The sequence below is a fragment of the Laceyella sacchari genome (assembly GCF_024927925.1).
Lineage (GTDB): Bacteria > Bacillota > Bacilli > Thermoactinomycetales > Thermoactinomycetaceae > Laceyella > Laceyella sacchari.
Genome location: NZ_CP103866.1, coordinates 1,364,534 through 1,380,708, shown reverse-complemented (window position 1 = coordinate 1,380,708; position 16,175 = coordinate 1,364,534). Strand labels below are relative to the sequence as shown.

20 protein-coding genes are annotated in these 16,175 nt (G+C 49.2%); 2 read left to right on the top strand and 18 right to left on the bottom strand.

All coding sequences use genetic code 11. From position 1 onward, the window contains the following. Window positions 1–29 precede the first annotated feature (29 nt). Both NYR52_RS06895 and NYR52_RS06890 read right to left on the bottom strand, forming a co-directional pair. Window positions 30–947, bottom strand: a complete 918-nt coding sequence (locus NYR52_RS06895) for a class I SAM-dependent methyltransferase (RefSeq protein WP_259436565.1) — start codon at window positions 945–947, stop codon at window positions 30–32. A gap of 218 nt (window positions 948–1,165) precedes the next feature. After that, entirely contained in the window at window positions 1,166–2,017 is an 852-nt protein-coding gene (locus NYR52_RS06890; RefSeq protein WP_259436564.1) for a macro domain-containing protein, read from the bottom strand. A gap of 163 nt (window positions 2,018–2,180) precedes the next feature. Between NYR52_RS06890 and NYR52_RS06885 the strand changes: the two genes are divergently transcribed. Further along, window positions 2,181–2,543, top strand: a complete 363-nt coding sequence (locus NYR52_RS06885) for a VOC family protein (protein ID WP_022736233.1) — start codon at window positions 2,181–2,183, stop codon at window positions 2,541–2,543. A 43-nt stretch (window positions 2,544–2,586) separates the two neighbouring features. Here NYR52_RS06885 and NYR52_RS06880 read toward each other — a convergent pair whose 3' ends face one another. The 12 genes from NYR52_RS06880 to NYR52_RS06825 all read right to left on the bottom strand — a co-directional run bounded on the left by NYR52_RS06880 (window position 2,587) and on the right by NYR52_RS06825 (window position 11,754). Further along, window positions 2,587–2,886: a branched-chain amino acid transport AzlD family protein gene (locus NYR52_RS06880; protein ID WP_259436563.1), complete on the bottom strand. Its 300-nt coding sequence runs from the start codon at window positions 2,884–2,886 to the stop codon at window positions 2,587–2,589. After that, window positions 2,883–3,590 carry an AzlC family ABC transporter permease gene (locus NYR52_RS06875; protein ID WP_259436562.1) on the bottom strand — a complete coding sequence of 236 codons (708 nt, stop codon included), beginning with the start codon at window positions 3,588–3,590 and terminating at the stop codon, window positions 2,883–2,885. The genes NYR52_RS06880 and NYR52_RS06875 overlap by 4 nt, the downstream gene beginning before the upstream one ends. Before the next feature lie 145 nt (window positions 3,591–3,735). Beyond that, window positions 3,736–4,371 (bottom strand): TetR/AcrR family transcriptional regulator, encoded by a 636-nt coding sequence (locus NYR52_RS06870; protein WP_259436561.1) that lies wholly within the window; start codon window positions 4,369–4,371, stop codon window positions 3,736–3,738. A 152-nt stretch (window positions 4,372–4,523) separates the two neighbouring features. Further along, window positions 4,524–5,096 carry a stage V sporulation protein SpoVABEA gene (gene spoVAEA / locus NYR52_RS06865; protein ID WP_259436560.1) on the bottom strand — a complete coding sequence of 191 codons (573 nt, stop codon included), beginning with the start codon at window positions 5,094–5,096 and terminating at the stop codon, window positions 4,524–4,526. Window positions 5,097–5,101: 5 nt separating this feature from the next. Beyond that, window positions 5,102–5,236 carry a hypothetical protein gene (locus NYR52_RS06860; protein WP_259436559.1) on the bottom strand — a complete coding sequence of 45 codons (135 nt, stop codon included), beginning with the start codon at window positions 5,234–5,236 and terminating at the stop codon, window positions 5,102–5,104. A 71-nt stretch (window positions 5,237–5,307) separates the two neighbouring features. Continuing rightward, entirely contained in the window at window positions 5,308–5,724 is a 417-nt protein-coding gene (locus NYR52_RS06855; RefSeq protein WP_259436558.1) for a stage V sporulation protein AB, read from the bottom strand. Then, window positions 5,721–6,326, bottom strand: a complete 606-nt coding sequence (locus NYR52_RS06850; protein ID WP_259436557.1) for a stage V sporulation protein AA — start codon at window positions 6,324–6,326, stop codon at window positions 5,721–5,723. The genes NYR52_RS06855 and NYR52_RS06850 overlap by 4 nt, the downstream gene beginning before the upstream one ends. Before the next feature lie 126 nt (window positions 6,327–6,452). Then, a complete protein-coding gene (gene sigF, locus NYR52_RS06845) occupies window positions 6,453–7,220 on the bottom strand; it encodes an RNA polymerase sporulation sigma factor SigF (protein ID WP_259436556.1) in 768 nt (255 codons plus the stop codon). 9 nt (window positions 7,221–7,229) lie between these two features. Continuing rightward, window positions 7,230–7,685, bottom strand: coding sequence for an anti-sigma F factor (gene spoIIAB / locus NYR52_RS06840; RefSeq protein WP_022736224.1), 456 nt, complete (start codon window positions 7,683–7,685; stop codon window positions 7,230–7,232). Further along, entirely contained in the window at window positions 7,682–8,035 is a 354-nt protein-coding gene (spoIIAA, locus tag NYR52_RS06835; protein WP_132220144.1) for an anti-sigma F factor antagonist, read from the bottom strand. The genes spoIIAB and spoIIAA overlap by 4 nt, the downstream gene beginning before the upstream one ends. A gap of 124 nt (window positions 8,036–8,159) precedes the next feature. Further along, window positions 8,160–9,350 (bottom strand): D-alanyl-D-alanine carboxypeptidase family protein, encoded by a 1,191-nt coding sequence (locus NYR52_RS06830; RefSeq protein WP_132220143.1) that lies wholly within the window; start codon window positions 9,348–9,350, stop codon window positions 8,160–8,162. Between the two features lie 118 nt (window positions 9,351–9,468). After that, window positions 9,469–11,754, bottom strand: a complete 2,286-nt coding sequence (locus NYR52_RS06825) for an immune inhibitor A domain-containing protein (protein WP_259436555.1) — start codon at window positions 11,752–11,754, stop codon at window positions 9,469–9,471. A 252-nt stretch (window positions 11,755–12,006) separates the two neighbouring features. Between NYR52_RS06825 and NYR52_RS06820 the strand changes: the two genes are divergently transcribed. Further along, entirely contained in the window at window positions 12,007–12,540 is a 534-nt protein-coding gene (locus NYR52_RS06820; protein ID WP_259436554.1) for an NADPH-dependent FMN reductase, read from the top strand. Between the two features lie 86 nt (window positions 12,541–12,626). Here the strand turns inward: NYR52_RS06820 and NYR52_RS06815 are convergent, their stop codons facing one another. The 4 genes from NYR52_RS06815 to NYR52_RS06800 all read right to left on the bottom strand — a co-directional run bounded on the left by NYR52_RS06815 (window position 12,627) and on the right by NYR52_RS06800 (window position 16,115). Then, on the bottom strand, window positions 12,627–13,451 hold the full coding sequence (locus NYR52_RS06815) for a purine-nucleoside phosphorylase (RefSeq protein WP_022736219.1): 825 nt from the start codon (window positions 13,449–13,451) through the stop codon (window positions 12,627–12,629). 14 nt (window positions 13,452–13,465) lie between these two features. Next, complete coding sequence (locus NYR52_RS06810) at window positions 13,466–14,290, bottom strand: purine-nucleoside phosphorylase (RefSeq protein ID WP_022736218.1); 825 nt, start codon at window positions 14,288–14,290, stop codon at window positions 13,466–13,468. 10 nt (window positions 14,291–14,300) lie between these two features. Then, window positions 14,301–15,482 (bottom strand): phosphopentomutase, encoded by a 1,182-nt coding sequence (deoB, locus tag NYR52_RS06805; RefSeq protein ID WP_259436553.1) that lies wholly within the window; start codon window positions 15,480–15,482, stop codon window positions 14,301–14,303. Between the two features lie 384 nt (window positions 15,483–15,866). Continuing rightward, the gene (locus NYR52_RS06800; protein WP_022736216.1) at window positions 15,867–16,115 is read right to left on the bottom strand and encodes a DUF4227 family protein; all 249 of its coding nucleotides are present in this window, start codon (window positions 16,113–16,115) and stop codon (window positions 15,867–15,869) included. Window positions 16,116–16,175 lie beyond the last annotated feature (60 nt).

The window sequence follows — 16,175 nt, the reverse complement described above, 5'->3', positions numbered from 1 at the left end:
GCAACACGAAGTATGATCGAAATGAATAATCAATGGTCGACCACCGCTCGCGCAAAATGGATATGTTCAAAAGCACGATAACCATCTGTCCGCCCCTGGAAATAACGTTCTTCAATATCAGCTGGTCGCAAGTTCTCTTCAAGGCGCAAGCCGATGTGGGCCAACTCCTTGGCAAGCCTAGCCGGGTCAAACCCTGTTTTCATTGGCTCTCCTACTCGTCTTACTGCCTCTTGCATCCGCTTCACGCGAACGGAGGCCCGTTTAGTGTCAAAAGCGTTTTGATCCAAATAATCAAAAACGATCCAACTACCCGTTGCGGCAAAAGCGGCAAATGAGCGCAAGGTGTCAAACACGGTTTCTCTATCAAGATAATAAGTCACACCTAGCCAACTGAAAAAACTTCGGGATCGGGGATCAAACGTTGTACGACAAAGCGCATCTGCCAGTTTTTCAGCAGTGAAATCCATTGGAACAAAATGTAATTGCGGCGGTTGCTCCCAGCCCAATTCGGCCAGGCGACGCCGCTTATATGTTTGTGTGGCAGGATGGTCAACTTCAAACACGTGAATCTGCTCCAACATATCCGGCCGCCGAAACGCAAACGTGTCCAGTCCCGCCCCGAGGATCACATATTGCCGTGCTCCCTGGCTGACGGCCAACTCCAAGCTGTCCTCAGTATGTTTGGCGCGGCTGAGGGTGATGGCGTTATGCATTCGCATCACCCATCGTAAGGCAGTCGCTTGATCCTGGCAATCAGCGACCTTCTCCGGGGCGAAATGCGAAAGGGATTGAGCCAGATGGGCTCCCAATTCCGTAAACGCTTCATCGGTAAACCACTGACGAGCTAAAAAATCATCAAATATCTTAGGGGAATCATACATAGCGTGGTATGCGCGGCCAAATGCGGAAATGAGTGCGGTCAAACTAACGCGAGGTTCTTTTTCCATTAATGTTATCCTCCTCTTGCACGGTTGCTGATAAATAATGAGAAATCCACTCTCATTCTTATCATAATATGCAGGAGAATAAATAGTCAATAAATTTATTATTATATCACATTTAATCTATTTTGTCAAGAATTATTTCCTGGCAATATCCTCATCAAACCATATTCATCGTCGTCTGCCGTAAAATAGGTTGAGCAGACGACGATTTTCAAAAGTTGTCATAGCCAACTATACTCTTTTTTCAGTTGGCTCAAGTCAATATCAGCGTATTTATCTGGATGGATCACAATCCGCACCGTAGGGGAAACGCGTTGCTGCTCATGCTGAAGTGAAATGATAATGATACGTATCAAATCCACTTCGCGAATGCCGATTCCCGCTCTCCCCGTACCAAGCAACGGCACATTGACAGGGTGCCCCTCGCAATATTCTCGCGCCTTGGCCCATAATCCTTTTAACGCGTCCCACAAGATATGCATATCCATGTAGGGAAGTCCGCTGGGATCATCCAACATGCTGGAGGCAACAATCAGATACTTTCCTTCGCCAAATACGACAGGCAAAGTGGTGCCGATGGGATAGCTACGCCCCTTAGCTTCAAGCAGCTCATCGACCATCCATCCTACTTCTTTATATCTGTCGAAATCGGTTTGGAAGATCTGCCGAGCCAATTGCACATCCAAAGAGTTGGCAAGGGGGCTGGCTGCAAAATAAAAATAGTTATTGCTTGGAATCACATTAAACCCCTCTTGGGCCAATAAGTCACCAAACTTGATGACCACTTGGCTCGTCCCCACTCTGATGTTAATTTCCTCTGGACGAATCATCTGAACCACACCGATGCACAGGCTGATTAACAACAGGAGCAGAAACGGCCCGATGCCTTGCAACAGTTCCGAAATCGGCAAAAAATACGAAGAGATTTCAATCAATGTCCACATCGTTGCCAATGGAACGAACACCGACGCTAAAAACCGACCCGGATGATGTATGATGTCGTGCCATACGACGCTCAATTTGATTGATACTGGCCGGAGCTTCTTTTTTACCGAAGAATTCAGTTTTGTCACCCCAAAACAAATCTCTCCTATCCAATTCTCACTATATCGCAAATGGCAAACGATCACAATCTTCACATCCAGAGTTCGTTTTAACACCATTCGCGTTATTTTCCGAGAAACGACACAAGCTATGGACCAACGACCCATTATAGCAATGAGAGGAGTGTCAGGCATGATTAAGAGAATCGCCACTGCCACCATATACGTTGAAGACCAGGATCAAGCGTTGCGCTTCTGGACCGAGCAGGTTGGGTTCACAGTACACGCCGACCATCCGATGGGGCCGAGCGGGCGTTGGATCGAAGTGGGGCCGGCTGATGCCGAAACCAAGTTGGTGCTTTATCCCCGCGCACTGATGACTCATTGGGCCGATTTAAAACCTTCCCTTGTTTTTCTCTGCGACGACATCGAGTCTACCTATCAACGCATGAAAGAAAACGGAGTAGAATTCCAAGGTGAGCCCAACAAAATGCCATATGGCACATTCGCCGTCTTCAAAGACCTGGACGGCTATGAATATGTGTTAAAAGGTTAATCTCCTATCAAAACAAGACAATGCAGCCCCGCATTGCCTTGTTTTAAAAAAACATTTTCGCCACCATCACCGCCGTGATCGCCCCGATGATCACCAGCATCGTATGCATTCGGAAATAGGCCAACACTACAGCCACACCGCCACCGATCAGCCCGATAACTGGGTTTTTATCAATTAATAGCACCCCTGGGAAGATCAAAGCTCCCAAAGCAGCATAAGGGATATTCTTCAGCAAGCGGTCCACAAAACCGGGGATCACCATCCTGTCCATGATCCATGCCGGTAACAAACGCGGGATCATCGTCACTACAGACATTCCGAGAATGATCCACCATGCGCTCACGCTTTCTCCCCCTTTCCTGCAAACAAGGCACTGGCTGCCAACGTCGCCATAATGATCGACCAACCAGACGCCAACCCAAGTAACTCCGTGCCCAACGCATTGATTAGCATAGCGGTGCCAGCGATCATGACCACCTTGCGCTCCCGTCTCATCTCCGGGATTAACAAGCTGATGAACATCGCATACAAAGCAATGGACATGCTATTACCGATGTCGGGGGGAATAAACTGGTGCAACATGCCGCCCAACAGCGTACCTACCACCCAAGCCAAATAAGCAGATACCATGATTCCGGCCAAAAAAACGGGGTGGTTTCTTCCCGACAGGGTGGCCACGGCAAAGGATTCATCCGTCACCCCAAGCGACAACGCCCCTTTCCAGGCTGGACGAACACCCTTCAATAAATTCATCAGAGAAAGTACCATCACCACATGGCGCAAATTGATGACCAACGTGGCTAAAATGATTTCCAATCCCCCTGCCCCCGTCGCCAGCATATTGACAGCCATAAATTGGCTGGCGCCGGCATACACCAACATCGACATCAATGCCGTATCCCACAGACTGAGTTCCACCTGTCGCGCCATCACGCCAAAAGCTATCGCGATGGGTATGTAGCCGACGGCAATCGGCAAAGCCACTTGAATCCCTGACCAAAACTGCGCTGCATGCGGCCTTGATTCTCGTCCTTCTGGTGCTCTCACTCGATCACCTTCTTCTAATCAAGATAAACGAGATTTTTGGTTTTCATTAACTATAGGTTGTTCCAAAAATGATGTCAATCATTTTCATAAATTAAAAATCCTTGCGGACAAACCGCAAGAATCCTATGTCATTCCCTCCCCAGTGTCACGCCTTGGGTGCTTGATAAACCCCATGTTTCCAGATTTCAAAAAGATCCTCGATCTCCGCCAACATGTGCTCAACCATGGACATGCCCAAGTCCGGCTCAGCCAACAGCCGTTGGCGCCATTTGTCTGTCACCGCTTCAAGACAAAACACCAACAACTCTTTCACCCGCTCGCGCGGCATGTCTTGGCGAAATCGAGAAAAATCGATCCCTTCCCATAACAGCTGCTGATACGTCTTCCAAGTCTTTTCCTGCCATTGTCGGATCTCTATGGCCACCTCTTCCGGCACAGGCGCGTATGCGGTGAGCAAAAAGCGGTATTCCAGCGAATGCTTTTGCAACAGCCGCCATTTCATACGTCCGATTTGCAATAAGCGCTCAAAAATATCGGCGCTCAACTCTTCTTTGGGCGGAACACTCGCTGACGCCACCCGAGTCACACAATAATGAAAAGTAGACAAAAAGAGCCCCTTCTTATTTCCAAAATAATGAAACAAGAGCCCTTTGGAAATATTCGCTTCCTGCACAATCTGATTGGTCGATGCCCGCTCGTACCCTTTGTCGGCAAATTCCCTCACAGTTACTTCAAATATCTTTTCCCGCTTGTCGTCTGGGATTTTCTGATATGCTTCCACTGTGTTCCTCCAAAATTGATAGACCATATGGTCAACCGATTGATTTCATTTTTCTATTCTACCTTGGGCAAAAAGCATGGGCAACAATCCATCGAAGAAAGCGTTTCCCTTCGTAACAACACAAAGGCCTTGACAAGACATTTCCCGTCCTGTCAAGACCTTCGTTTGCCGTATTGCTCCAAAATGAGCCGGATCGCTTTGCAAGTGATGGGCGCACCCCGCTCCACATCATCAAACTCCTTCATTTTTCCGATATCGCCCATCCCGATGATGATCGGAACGGGAAGTTTGTTCAGAATCTCTACTGTATCTCCAAAAATCCGTAGCGGTTGATCCCGCTTCGCCTTCCCGTACTTATCGACCCCATGCCCGACCAAATTGCCATACCGATCCAATGCAAAGTGAACAGGCGTTCCCTTGGAGTGATGGCAATTGGAAGCGACGGCAATCGCCCCCAATACTTCAATGTCGGGATGCATCGCGACGTCGCGTAGGGCCTGTTCTCCTTGGCCCTCTGAGCCGTTGCCACAGTCGTCAAACATGACCAGCACGGGATCGTGTGGCGCTTGCTTAATCAAGCTAACCAATTCAGAACCGGTGAGGGGGGTGGGGTTTCCCGCCGAGCGAGAAATGCAGCGTCCGCCCAACCGTTGTGCCGCAACTTCTAATGCTCGCCTGGCGACATGATCTCCATCGGTAACCAAAATCACCTGTCTCTTGGACATGCGCTTCAACCTACAAGCCTGGTTTTGTCCTCTTGCAACGCTTCACAAATCAGCTCGTTGCCACAAAACAGATCCATAGGCAAACACCCGTTGACACAGGTCAATCCCCCCGCTAAAAAAGCGACCCAATACGAACCCATTTACCTCGCCCCCTACTAATACACAACTCCTATTGAAGCGATAGATGTCCTTTCTCAGCCCTTTCACTTCGTTAAAAAACTAACCACTGCAAAAGTGAGCCGGCCATTTTGCCTAATACCATGGCGATGAGCAGAAAGGTCAACTGCTCTTGCACCCGCAACCGTTTGGCTAGAATCGGGATCACATTGACGACTTCCGTCAACGCCGCCGCCAACAGACCCACAAACGCACCCATCAACGCCCCGAGCACACTGATACACCAATCGGGCAAATGAAAACCGATGTTTAAAAGATCAATCCCCGTAAAGAACAGGGCACCACTGATAACCGACCATTCATAGACAGAAACATAGGCATATGTTCTGGTTAATTGGGCCAAACGAGGGACGATATCCAACACAGTGATAAAAGCCGCAAAGCCGCCGCCCACGGCAATTCCACCGGCAAAGCCAAGAAAAATGAACAATACGTCTGCCAAGCCGGTCATGAAAAATCCACTTCTTGCTTCTCATCATTGATCATGTACTGGTCAATCGTTTCCTGATACTGAAACGTCTCCAATTCCAGCGGGCTCGGCTCTTCGTTGAACTTCCTCTGAAATAAGCGATTAAAAAAAAGCATCATTCCCACACCAATGCCAATCGAATAGGGAATTTGCAGAAGCAGAGGCTTTTTCACATGTTGCCCCGTCAACAAAAATACAATCCGTTCATGAACAGCTGCCATGCTCACATCTGTATGGAAGTTCATAATGGCCAAGCCTGAACCTGCAAACAATACGAGGGAGACAAGTATCACATATAAAAAACGCGGCCGTTTGTCAGACAATTTCACCTCGACCAGCATCTGATGAGGTCCCATTTGTTGTACTTCTATCATAGGAAACTTTTTTTGCACCAACTGAATGATGTCAATCACATCAATCACAAGGTAATTGCCGTGGCCTACCTGGGGGACGCACACAAGCGTGTTCCCCACTTCCGGCGGAATCCCTTCTCCTGTCAGCCGGCACAGATCCTTGATTGTGAGCGGTTGCCCTGGAGTGGCCATCACCTTTTTCTTCAAACGAAGATAAAGCATGGGCTTCATGGGCAAATTCCTTTCCGCTGTGGTAATTATCCCTAGTATGCTTCAATTGGCGGCCGAATATAAAAAAGCACCTGAACATGACAGGTGCTGGCAGTGGCAAAGGGGTTCCTAGCCCACGTTCCCCGTTTATTTTTCATGTTTCAAATCGAGTTCTTCACGCATACGAGCAATAATCTTCTTTTCCAATCGGGAAACTTGTACTTGGGAAATGCCCAGCCGCTCGGCAACCTCGGACTGGGTTTGATCCTTATAGTAACGAAGGTAAACGATCAACTTCTCCCTCTCTGACAAACGATGAATGGCATCTTTTAATGTCAGCTTGTCAAACCAGGTCGTCACCGGCTCATCCGCGATTTGATCCATCAAGGTGATCGGATCCCCGTCATTTTCATACACCGTTTCATGAATTGAAGCCGGTGCGCGATTCGCTTCTTGTGCAAAGACGATTTCTTCTGGCTCGACACCCATCTCCTTGGCGATTTCTTGGATGGTAGGCACGCGATTATAACGTTTGGATAGTTCGTCTTTCGTTTTGCGGATCTTGTTGGCCATCTCTTTCAGCGAACGGCTGACTTTCACCATGCCATCATCGCGCAAAAAGCGCTGAATTTCCCCTATGATCATCGGTACGGCATAAGTGGAAAACTTTACTTCATAATTGAGATCGAACTTGTCGATTGCTTTCAACAGGCCGATGCAACCGATTTGAAACAAATCTTCCGCCTCGTAACCACGGTTCAAGAAACGTTGGACAACCGACCACACCAGCCGAATGTTGTGGCGAATCAGTTTGTTGCGGGACTCCATATCCCCTTCCTGGCTCGCCTGGATCAGCTGTTTTACTTCTTCATCGGAAAGGTGGGGGTGCCTGCTGTTACGCACATCCGCTTCCATCGGCATCCCTCAATTGGCCATCGTCTGATGACGACTTTTTAGATGTTTCACCATGTGCACCGTCGTGCCATGGCCCGGTTTCGAATGGATCAACACTTCGTCCATGAAATTCTCCATGATGGTGAAGCCCATGCCAGAACGCTCCAGCTCCGGCTTCGACGTGTACAAGGGTTGACGGGCCATGTTGACATCGGCAATCCCCACCCCCTGATCGGAAATCGTGATGCTGATCCGCTTTCCCTCGATTTCGGAACGGACATAAATCGTGCCATCTCCCTTTTCCTCATAGCCATGGATCACCGCATTGGTGACGGCCTCAGACACCACCGTTTTAATGTCTGTCAACTCTTCCACCGTCGGATCGAGTTGCGACACGAACGAAGCCACCGCGATGCGAGCAAATGCCTCATTCTCCGACTTGCTTGCAAAACGGAGCTCCATAAAGTTTTTTCCCACTTCTTTCATGACGCCACCCCACAAGCCTTAATCGCGCTGCGCTCATCTTCATGCGTTGGCAAAATCTTGAACAAACCGGACATCTCCATCAGACGGTGCACCGAAGGGCGGATGGCGCAAAGCATCATTTTGCCCCCCAACTGTGTCACCTTTTTATACCTTCCCAGAATCACACCCAAACCGGAACTGTCCATAAATTCAAGATCAGCCAAATTCAACACCAGATGAGAGAATCCCCCTTGAGCCAATTCATCCTCAATCGAGCGCCGCACCTGCTCTGACGCATGATGATCCAATTCTCCCCGCAACCGGACAATCAAAATATCACGATCATGTTTTACTTGAATATGTAAACCCATCAGTTATGCTCCTCCCTTTTTTAACCCTATTGTTCTACGAATTTCCTTTTTGTTCCTTCCCCCGCCCATAATAACAAAAAAATCGGGAATTCCCGACAAACACGCCAAAAATTCCCGATATCTTTCACTCTGTTTCTTGCAGTTGCTCAGGCAAATGCAACACTTCTCCAAGCACTTGCTTGACCGAAGTCCACCAGCTAGCCCGCCGAATCTCCACTGAGCTTGCCAACTCCAACTCTTGTACTGGGCGACCATCTTTCACCAGTTGCATCTTACCCAACACTTGCCCCTTTTTGATTGGGGCTTGCAACGAATACCACATCCACTTTTTCTGATAGCTGTTTGGATCTTCTCCTTTTTTCATCAAAATGGAGATTGGGCGTTTGGCTTTGATCACCAATGTCCGCGGATCTCCTTTATCAATTTTTTTCACTGCAATAACATCCCCTTGTTTGTAAAGGGGGTGGGATACATACTGGTTGAAGGCGTAATCAAACATGCCCGCCACTTCCGCATTGCGAGTTTTGGCGTCGGGTTCGCCCATGACCACCGAGATGAGGCGCATGCCGTTCCGCTTGGCTGTCGCCGCCAGACAGAACTTCGCTTCGGACGTGTAGCCGGTCTTCAAACCGTCAACCCCTTGGTAATAACGCACAAGCTTGTTGGTATTCACCAACCAAAAAGGCTTTTTGGAACCTTGGCGCAAATAATCTTGATAGATTCCAGTGAACTTGGTGATGAGCGGATATTTTAAAATCTCACGTGAAAGCAGGGCGATATCGTAAGCGGAAGAGTAATGATTGTTCGCCGGCAGTCCGTTGGCATTTTGGAATTGGGTGTTTTTCATCCCCAATTGAAGGGCACGCTGATTCATCATGCGCACAAAATTGGTTTCGGTTCCACCCAGAAACTCTGCCAAAGCGACGGACGCATCATTGGCAGAAGCAATTGCGACGCCTTTTAGCATATCATGCACACTCATCTGTTCGCCCGGTTCGAGAAAGATTTGCGTTCCCCCCATCGACGCAGCGTGTTCGCTCACCCGAACGGGGTCCTTCAATGAAATTTTCCCCTGATCAATCGCCTCCACCACCAAAAGCATAGTCATCAGTTTGGTGATACTGGCGGGAGGAAGAGGTTGGTGGGGATTTTTCGCAAACAGCACTTTCCCTGATCCCGCATCCATCAAAACGGCAGACACTGCTTGCGGAGCCAGATCTTGTTCTTCCGCCGCGTGAGTCTGCCCGGTGCGTGTAAATAAGCCCGCACCTAAGAGAAGGCCGGCCAACACGATTCGGCTGAACTTTTTCAGCATCGGATTTCCCTCCTATATCTTCCGGTGTTTTTTAGTCTGCCTCCTTCATGGAAAAATATGCAAAAAGACTTTCCCGCCTCAATCGGACAGGAAAGCCTTGAAAAATCAGATGTATTTGTCATTTCGGTTGCTTGGACACGGTGATGACCGCCGTTTTTTCATCGGGACTCACCGCGTCAAGGTTGATTTGCAATCCGTGGTATGGCAAAATTTTGCCTCCTGCCGGATTGAAAGGGCTGGAATAATCATTGCCGTCATAGAACACGGATACGCCCGGCAAAGAATCGTATTTCATATAATAATCAGGGTAAATCACATGAATCGGGGAGGTGGGCTTAACATGAAAAGCGGCGTCATTCACTTGATATCGGGTGCTACCCACTTGCCCATTGCTCCAATAATGGCCGCGCTGGTGGGCATCAACCACCCCGACAAACCCTTCACCCGGATGTTTCCCCGTCATGTTATCTGTGCCGAAGCGAGCGTCATAATACCAGACCAACATCCCCGGATCATAAGAAAGGAGACTGTTGTTTCTACGCACATGAGCCAGGCCTTGATCCACTCCCCGATGGGTGCGCCACTCCACCAAATAATATTGGGCATAAGGGATCTTGGCACCATCAAACAATGCAAATCCCTCCAGCGCAAAGAGAGGGGCACCTTCGGCATCATCACTGAACACTGCTTTGCCGTCCGCTTCTACAATGATATTATCCACATAAAAACCTTCTTCTGTCACTGCGATGTCGGTGACATAACGGAACTCCACCTTCACCCTGTTGCCGACGAATTGGCTCAGGTCGACTTCATCGTTGACCCAAACTCCATTGGTTGTGTCGGAATAAGCCTTCACTCTCACGGGATTAGCGGCGCCATCTGTGTACACATTGACATATAGATAATCATATCCCACCTCAAGTTTGCGCCAGGAAGCGAAACGAAGCTTCGCCGACTTCGCTTGGGTCAGATCGATTTCTTGTGAAACCATGCGGGTATCCAACATATCGCCTTTTGTTGAGAAATAGGCTTTGGAACCGAGCGGTTGCGTCGGCGGATCTACCAGCCGGTCAGGGAGGTTGATTTTGAGTAGTTTTCCATGCTTTTTATTGGCAACCGCTTCCCAGAGAAGAAACGTTCGCTTGTGATTTAAGCGGTTGAAGTCAATAACTGTTGGTTGCGGCCAATTGCCGCCATACAATTCATGAAAAAAAAGTTTGCACCATGCACTGAGCCCAGTCGGCTCTGTTCCGGGAATTTTGCCCGTCCAGCTCCCGTAAGACATCAGCGACCACGCTTCCACCGGAGAGCCGGTACCGGTGTAGCCCGTATCATACTCGTCAGGCAAGCCGATGTTATGGCCGTATTCATGGACAAATACCCCGGTCGCACCGTCTTCAGGCTGGATGATATAATCAAACGCCTTCAGTTTGGTGCCCGGGATGGGCACTGGCTCCGGCCCGATCACAGAGCGGTGGGACCAAATCGCGTCATCTCCCAACTCCCCACCCCCGGCTTCCTCTCCCATGCCCGAATGGACGATGAACAAATTATCCAACAAACCGTCAGGTTCCATCACGTCACCATCTCCATCGATGTCATAGGGGTCGCGCTGATCATATTTGTCTTCATTCCCTGCTATTTGCCGGGCCACAGCCGGTAACGTCTCTTTAGCCAATTCTTGTGCCCGAACGTCGTTGAGTTCATAACCGTCGCCAACATCATGTGCGCCATAATAGGCCGCGTCATGCTTTGCTTTGACCCAAGGCGTCACCTTGCCGTCCAGGGCCCAAAAACCTGCCGATTGCTGCAAATAATATTGTGTAGCAGACACATATTTTTTACCATTATCCATTTTGAAACCATTACGGTTAAATAGCAAATTCCAATAATGGGCAGAGCTGAAATCCTTTACCCAAAAAGAGCGATCACCTGGATCGGGCAGTTGATTATGGGAATAATCCGGGAATTCGATCAACGCTACCACTGCTTGGTCGACATGCTTGCGTTTGCTTGGCTTGCTTGCCGCATCCCCTTCTTTCGCCTTAGCGATATTGCGAGACGCTTTGGCTTGCACAGCTTTTTTGTTCTTATAAGCCCGCTTGCCGAACGGCTTGGATGTATCAATCCCATCCGTTGCACTGTGCGGGTTGCTTCCCCGCCTCACATACGCCTTGATCGCTTCTTCTATTTCCACCGCAGTGGCATTCGGCCTCAGTTTGCCCCGTTTTTTTAGGGCTTCGATCAAAGCTTGCTCATTGACAGTCGACCAATCAATCGCGCGGGCGAGATCCTTTTGGTTTGCTGATGATGAAGCGAAGCTGCTATTGGGTGGTGTACCCGCAACCGCCGCCGCCACACAAAAGGATGTTATCAAGGCGATGATCGGCTTGTTTCGCCTCATACCGAACCCCCTTCTCCAAATAAATGGAAACTCAATTCCATTATAAATAAAGTCTAATTATTTTCAATATTTTGCCGCGATTTAGCGTTCGTAAAAATGATCTTAACTTATAAATAAATGATTTTTTTAAAAACAAAAATAAAATGGCATTTTAAAATAGAACGAATTGACTTCAACAAAACATAATAATATCATTTTCTGATGATTCGCAATATTAATTTCAGACACCAAATAGAAAAGGAGCGATCAATCATGCATCTTTTAATCATCAGCGGTAGTCCCCGCAAACAGTCCAATTCCCTCCGTGTTGCACAGGCGGCAGTCTCTTTCTTAAATCAATCCGGAACCAGTACAGAACTATGGGATCTCCAACAACGCCCCTTGCCTATTTATGACGGGGATGAATCAACATACCAACAGCCCGAAGTGGCTGCATGGCTAAAATCGGCAAGCCAAGCAGATGGCTTTTTTATCGTGACGCCCGAATACCATAACGGTATGAGCGGCGCCCTAAAAAACGCACTTGACTTTTTGGGAGGAAGCCATTTCCAAAAGAAACCCGTCGCACTCGCTTGTGCTGCAGGAGGTGGAAAAGGGGGAATCAACGCGCTGAACAATTTGCGTCTCGTCATCCGCGGTGTGGGTGGCCTCGTCCTCGCCGAACAATGCATTGTCGATCTAACTGATTTTGATGAACACGGGCGCATCAGCCCGAAAGTTCTTCCTCGGTTGGAGCAACTTTTGACTGAATGGGCATCAATGTCGCGCCTTTTAGCCAAAAAATAAAGACAACGCCAGTCTCGTACACGCTCCATCCAGCGCGTACGAGATGGCGATGCCTAATCTCTTCGTCGATAGCGATCTCACTTGCCTCAGATTTCTTGCACAATGCCTTTAATCAGGTTCATAAACACCGGTTTGGTTCGATTGGCCACTTCCACTACTTGTTCATGGGTGAGCGGTTCTGATCCCAAGTCCTCGCCGACAGCCATGTCCGTGATGCAAGAAATGCCCAATACATCCAAACCCGCATGCCGCGCGGCGATCACTTCGGGAACGGTGGACATCCCAATTGCATCTCCGCCAACACGGCGCAACATGATCAATTCCGCTGCCGTCATATAGGTCGGCCCACTCACTCCCGCATAGACGCCTTGTTGTAAACGGGTGCCCAGCTTTTCAGCCACCCGGTGTGCCAATTCGCGAAGCGCAGGGGTGTACGCTTGGGACATGTCAGGGAAACGCGGCCCTAATTCGTCATCATTTGGCCCAATCAATGGATTAGCGCCGGTGAAATTGAGATGGTCGGTAATCACCATCAGATCCCCAGGTTGAAAAGCGGGATTCATCCCCCCAGCCGCATTGGTGGCGATCAAGCATTTCACCCCAAGCGCTTTGAGTACATAAACCGGAAACACAACCTCCTGTTGGCTATACCCTTCATAAAAATGGAAGCGCCCTTGCATAGCCACCACCGATTTGCCAGCCAATGTGCCGATGACCAATTGGCCGGCATGCCCTTCGACCGTGGATTCCGGAAAGTGCGGAATCTCTTTGTACGGCACAACCACCGCCTCTTCGATTTCATTGGCCAAGTCACCCAAGCCCGATCCAAGAATTAATCCGATCTCCGGTTTAACCGTTGTCAAACTGGTAATTTTCTTTTGGGCGGCCTCGATCTTTTCTCTCAGCTTCATCTGTTTGCGCCTCCTTATGCGATTTCCCGAACCAAGCCTTTGACCAGGCGTATAAACATTTCTTTTACGCGATTCGCCGTTTCCATCACTTCATCGTGGCTGAGCGGTTGCGGCAAGATGCCCGCTGCCATGTTGGTGATGCAAGAAATCCCCAATACGCGAATGCCGGCATGACGCGCCGCGATCACTTCTGGCACTGTAGACATGCCCACAGCGTCCCCGCCCAACACACGGAGCATGCGAATCTCCGCCGGCGTTTCATAAGACGGGCCCAGCACTGCGGCATATACCCCTTCTTTCAACTGGACGCCTTGCTCTCCCGCAACACGGTGCGCCAGCTCGCGCAATTCACCATCATACGCATTGGACATATCCGGGAAGCGGACGCCCAATTCCGGATCATTGGGGCCGATCAACGGATTGCGGAACATCATGTTAATGTGGTCTTTGATCAGCATGAGGTCGCCAGGCTCATAGCTTTCATTGATGCCGCCTGCCGCGTTGGTCACTACCAAGGTCTCAATCCCCAACTCTTTCATGACGCGAATAGGGAACGAAACTTTTTCCACCGCATGCCCTTCATACAGATGAAAACGCCCCGCCATAACCAAAACAGATTTCCCTTCCAACTCGCCGATAATCAACTCACCGGCATGCCCTTCAACCGTAGACACAGGAAAATGAGGAATCTCTTGGTATGGGATGTGGGCAGCGTCAGTAATCTCATCAGCCAAGACGCCCAAGCCTGATCCCAAAATCAGTCCGATCTGGGGAGTGGCCTTGCATTTTTCACGAATGTACTTCGCCGCTTCTCTGATGTGTGCACGGGTTGTTGTCATATGGATCACCTCATGTGAGTTCATTTAAAAAGCTTTTGCCGATGGTGGGCAGTTGTACTTCAAAGTTTTCAGCCAACGTGGCACCGATGTCCGCGAAAGTGCCACGCACACCCAATGATTTGCCGACTTGCGGCAATGATTTGCTGTAAACTAACAGCGGCGTGTACTCCCGGGTATGATCTGTACCATGGTGCGTTGGATCGTTTCCATGGTCGGCGGTGATGATGAGGAGATCCTCTTCACCCAATGCATCAAGCACCTCTGGCAAACGGGCGTCAAACTCTTCCAACGCTTGAGCATATCCAGCCGGATCGCGACGATGGCCGAATTTGGCGTCAAAGTCGACCAGATTGACGAAAGCCAAACCATTGAACGGTTCCTTCATGACATTCAGCAACTGATCAACGCCGTCCATGTTGGATTTGGTGTGAATGGCGCGGGTAACCCCTTCTCCAGCGTAAATGTCGGAAATTTTGCCAATGGCGATCACATCCCGGCCAGCCTCTTTCAAAGCATTCAACACCGTTGGATGTGGCGGTTTGACCGAATAATCGCGACGGTTGGCTGTGCGGGTAAATTGGCCAGGTGAACCGATAAACGGACGGGCAATCACGCGGACGACGGAAAATCTTTCATCCAAAGTCAACTCGCGGGCAATCTCGCAACAGCGATACAACTCTTCCAACGGCACAACCTCTTCGTGCGCGGCAATCTGAAACACGCTGTCTGCCGATGTGTATACAATCAAGCCGCCTGTGCGCATATGCTCTTCGCCCAATTCATCGATAATTGCAGTGCCGGAAGCAGGCTTGTTGCCCAGCACTTTGCGGCCTGTCCGCTCTTCAAACGCTTGAATCAACTCCCGGGGAAAACCGTCGGGATATGTTTTAAAAGGTTTATCCGTATACACCCCCATGAACTCCCAGTGTCCGGTGGTGGTGTCTTTGCCTTTGGACAGTTCACTCATTTTACCGAAATAAGCCAGCGGCTCAGCCACCGCTTCAATGCCGCGGATGGGTTCAATGTTTCCCAACCCCATGTTCTGCATGTTCGGCATATGTAACCCATTTTTAAATTCGGCTATATGGCCCAAAGTATGTGCCCCAGCATCATTGTATTCTGCCGCATCCGGCAATTCGCCGATGCCAACGCTGTCCAATACGATCAGGGACACACGCGGAAATCGTTTCATGAAATCGCCTCCAAATAACAACCTCTTCCCCCGTAATGAGGGGGTAAAAGAGCAACAAACATCAATCGGTTAACTTTGCCGTGGCTGGCCTATCAAATGGATAAGCCAACACCTTATAACGATACACCCTGGTGATGCACACGATATGCACAAAACGACAAAAGAAAGGAGATCACCATTGCCCCATTATGGCGGCACGGGCCCTCCTTGTGCTTTGACGAATGAATGGTAGAGAAGTTACTGTGGCAACGCAACGCATGCGGTAAGCCGTTGATGTGATGTCGCCCCCCATCTTACATTATATACCCCTAACTCAAATCATAAAGAAGAAATTCATTACATTTGGAGAAAAAAAAAGAAACGGACAGGTGGTGCCGTTTCACATCATTCTCCCAACCAATAAAACATAAGTAACCGTTCCTTTATTTTTTGTGCAGGCGCCTCGGCCACTCGCGCCGTTTCCTGCTGATGCCCAAACACCTTGATGGCGCCTCCGTTCGGCTCCTTATACATGTAATCCGGTTTGAACAGAGGCACCAAGAAAGAGAACAGCTGGTACAAAAGCAACGTGAACAGCACAAACAACAAAAAAAATTGGCTCCATCGTTTCAAACGGCGAAGTGAAATAACCATGATCCATCTTTCCTTTACCCCGTATTGCTATAAGGGTATGGGAAAAGGAGACAAGTTATG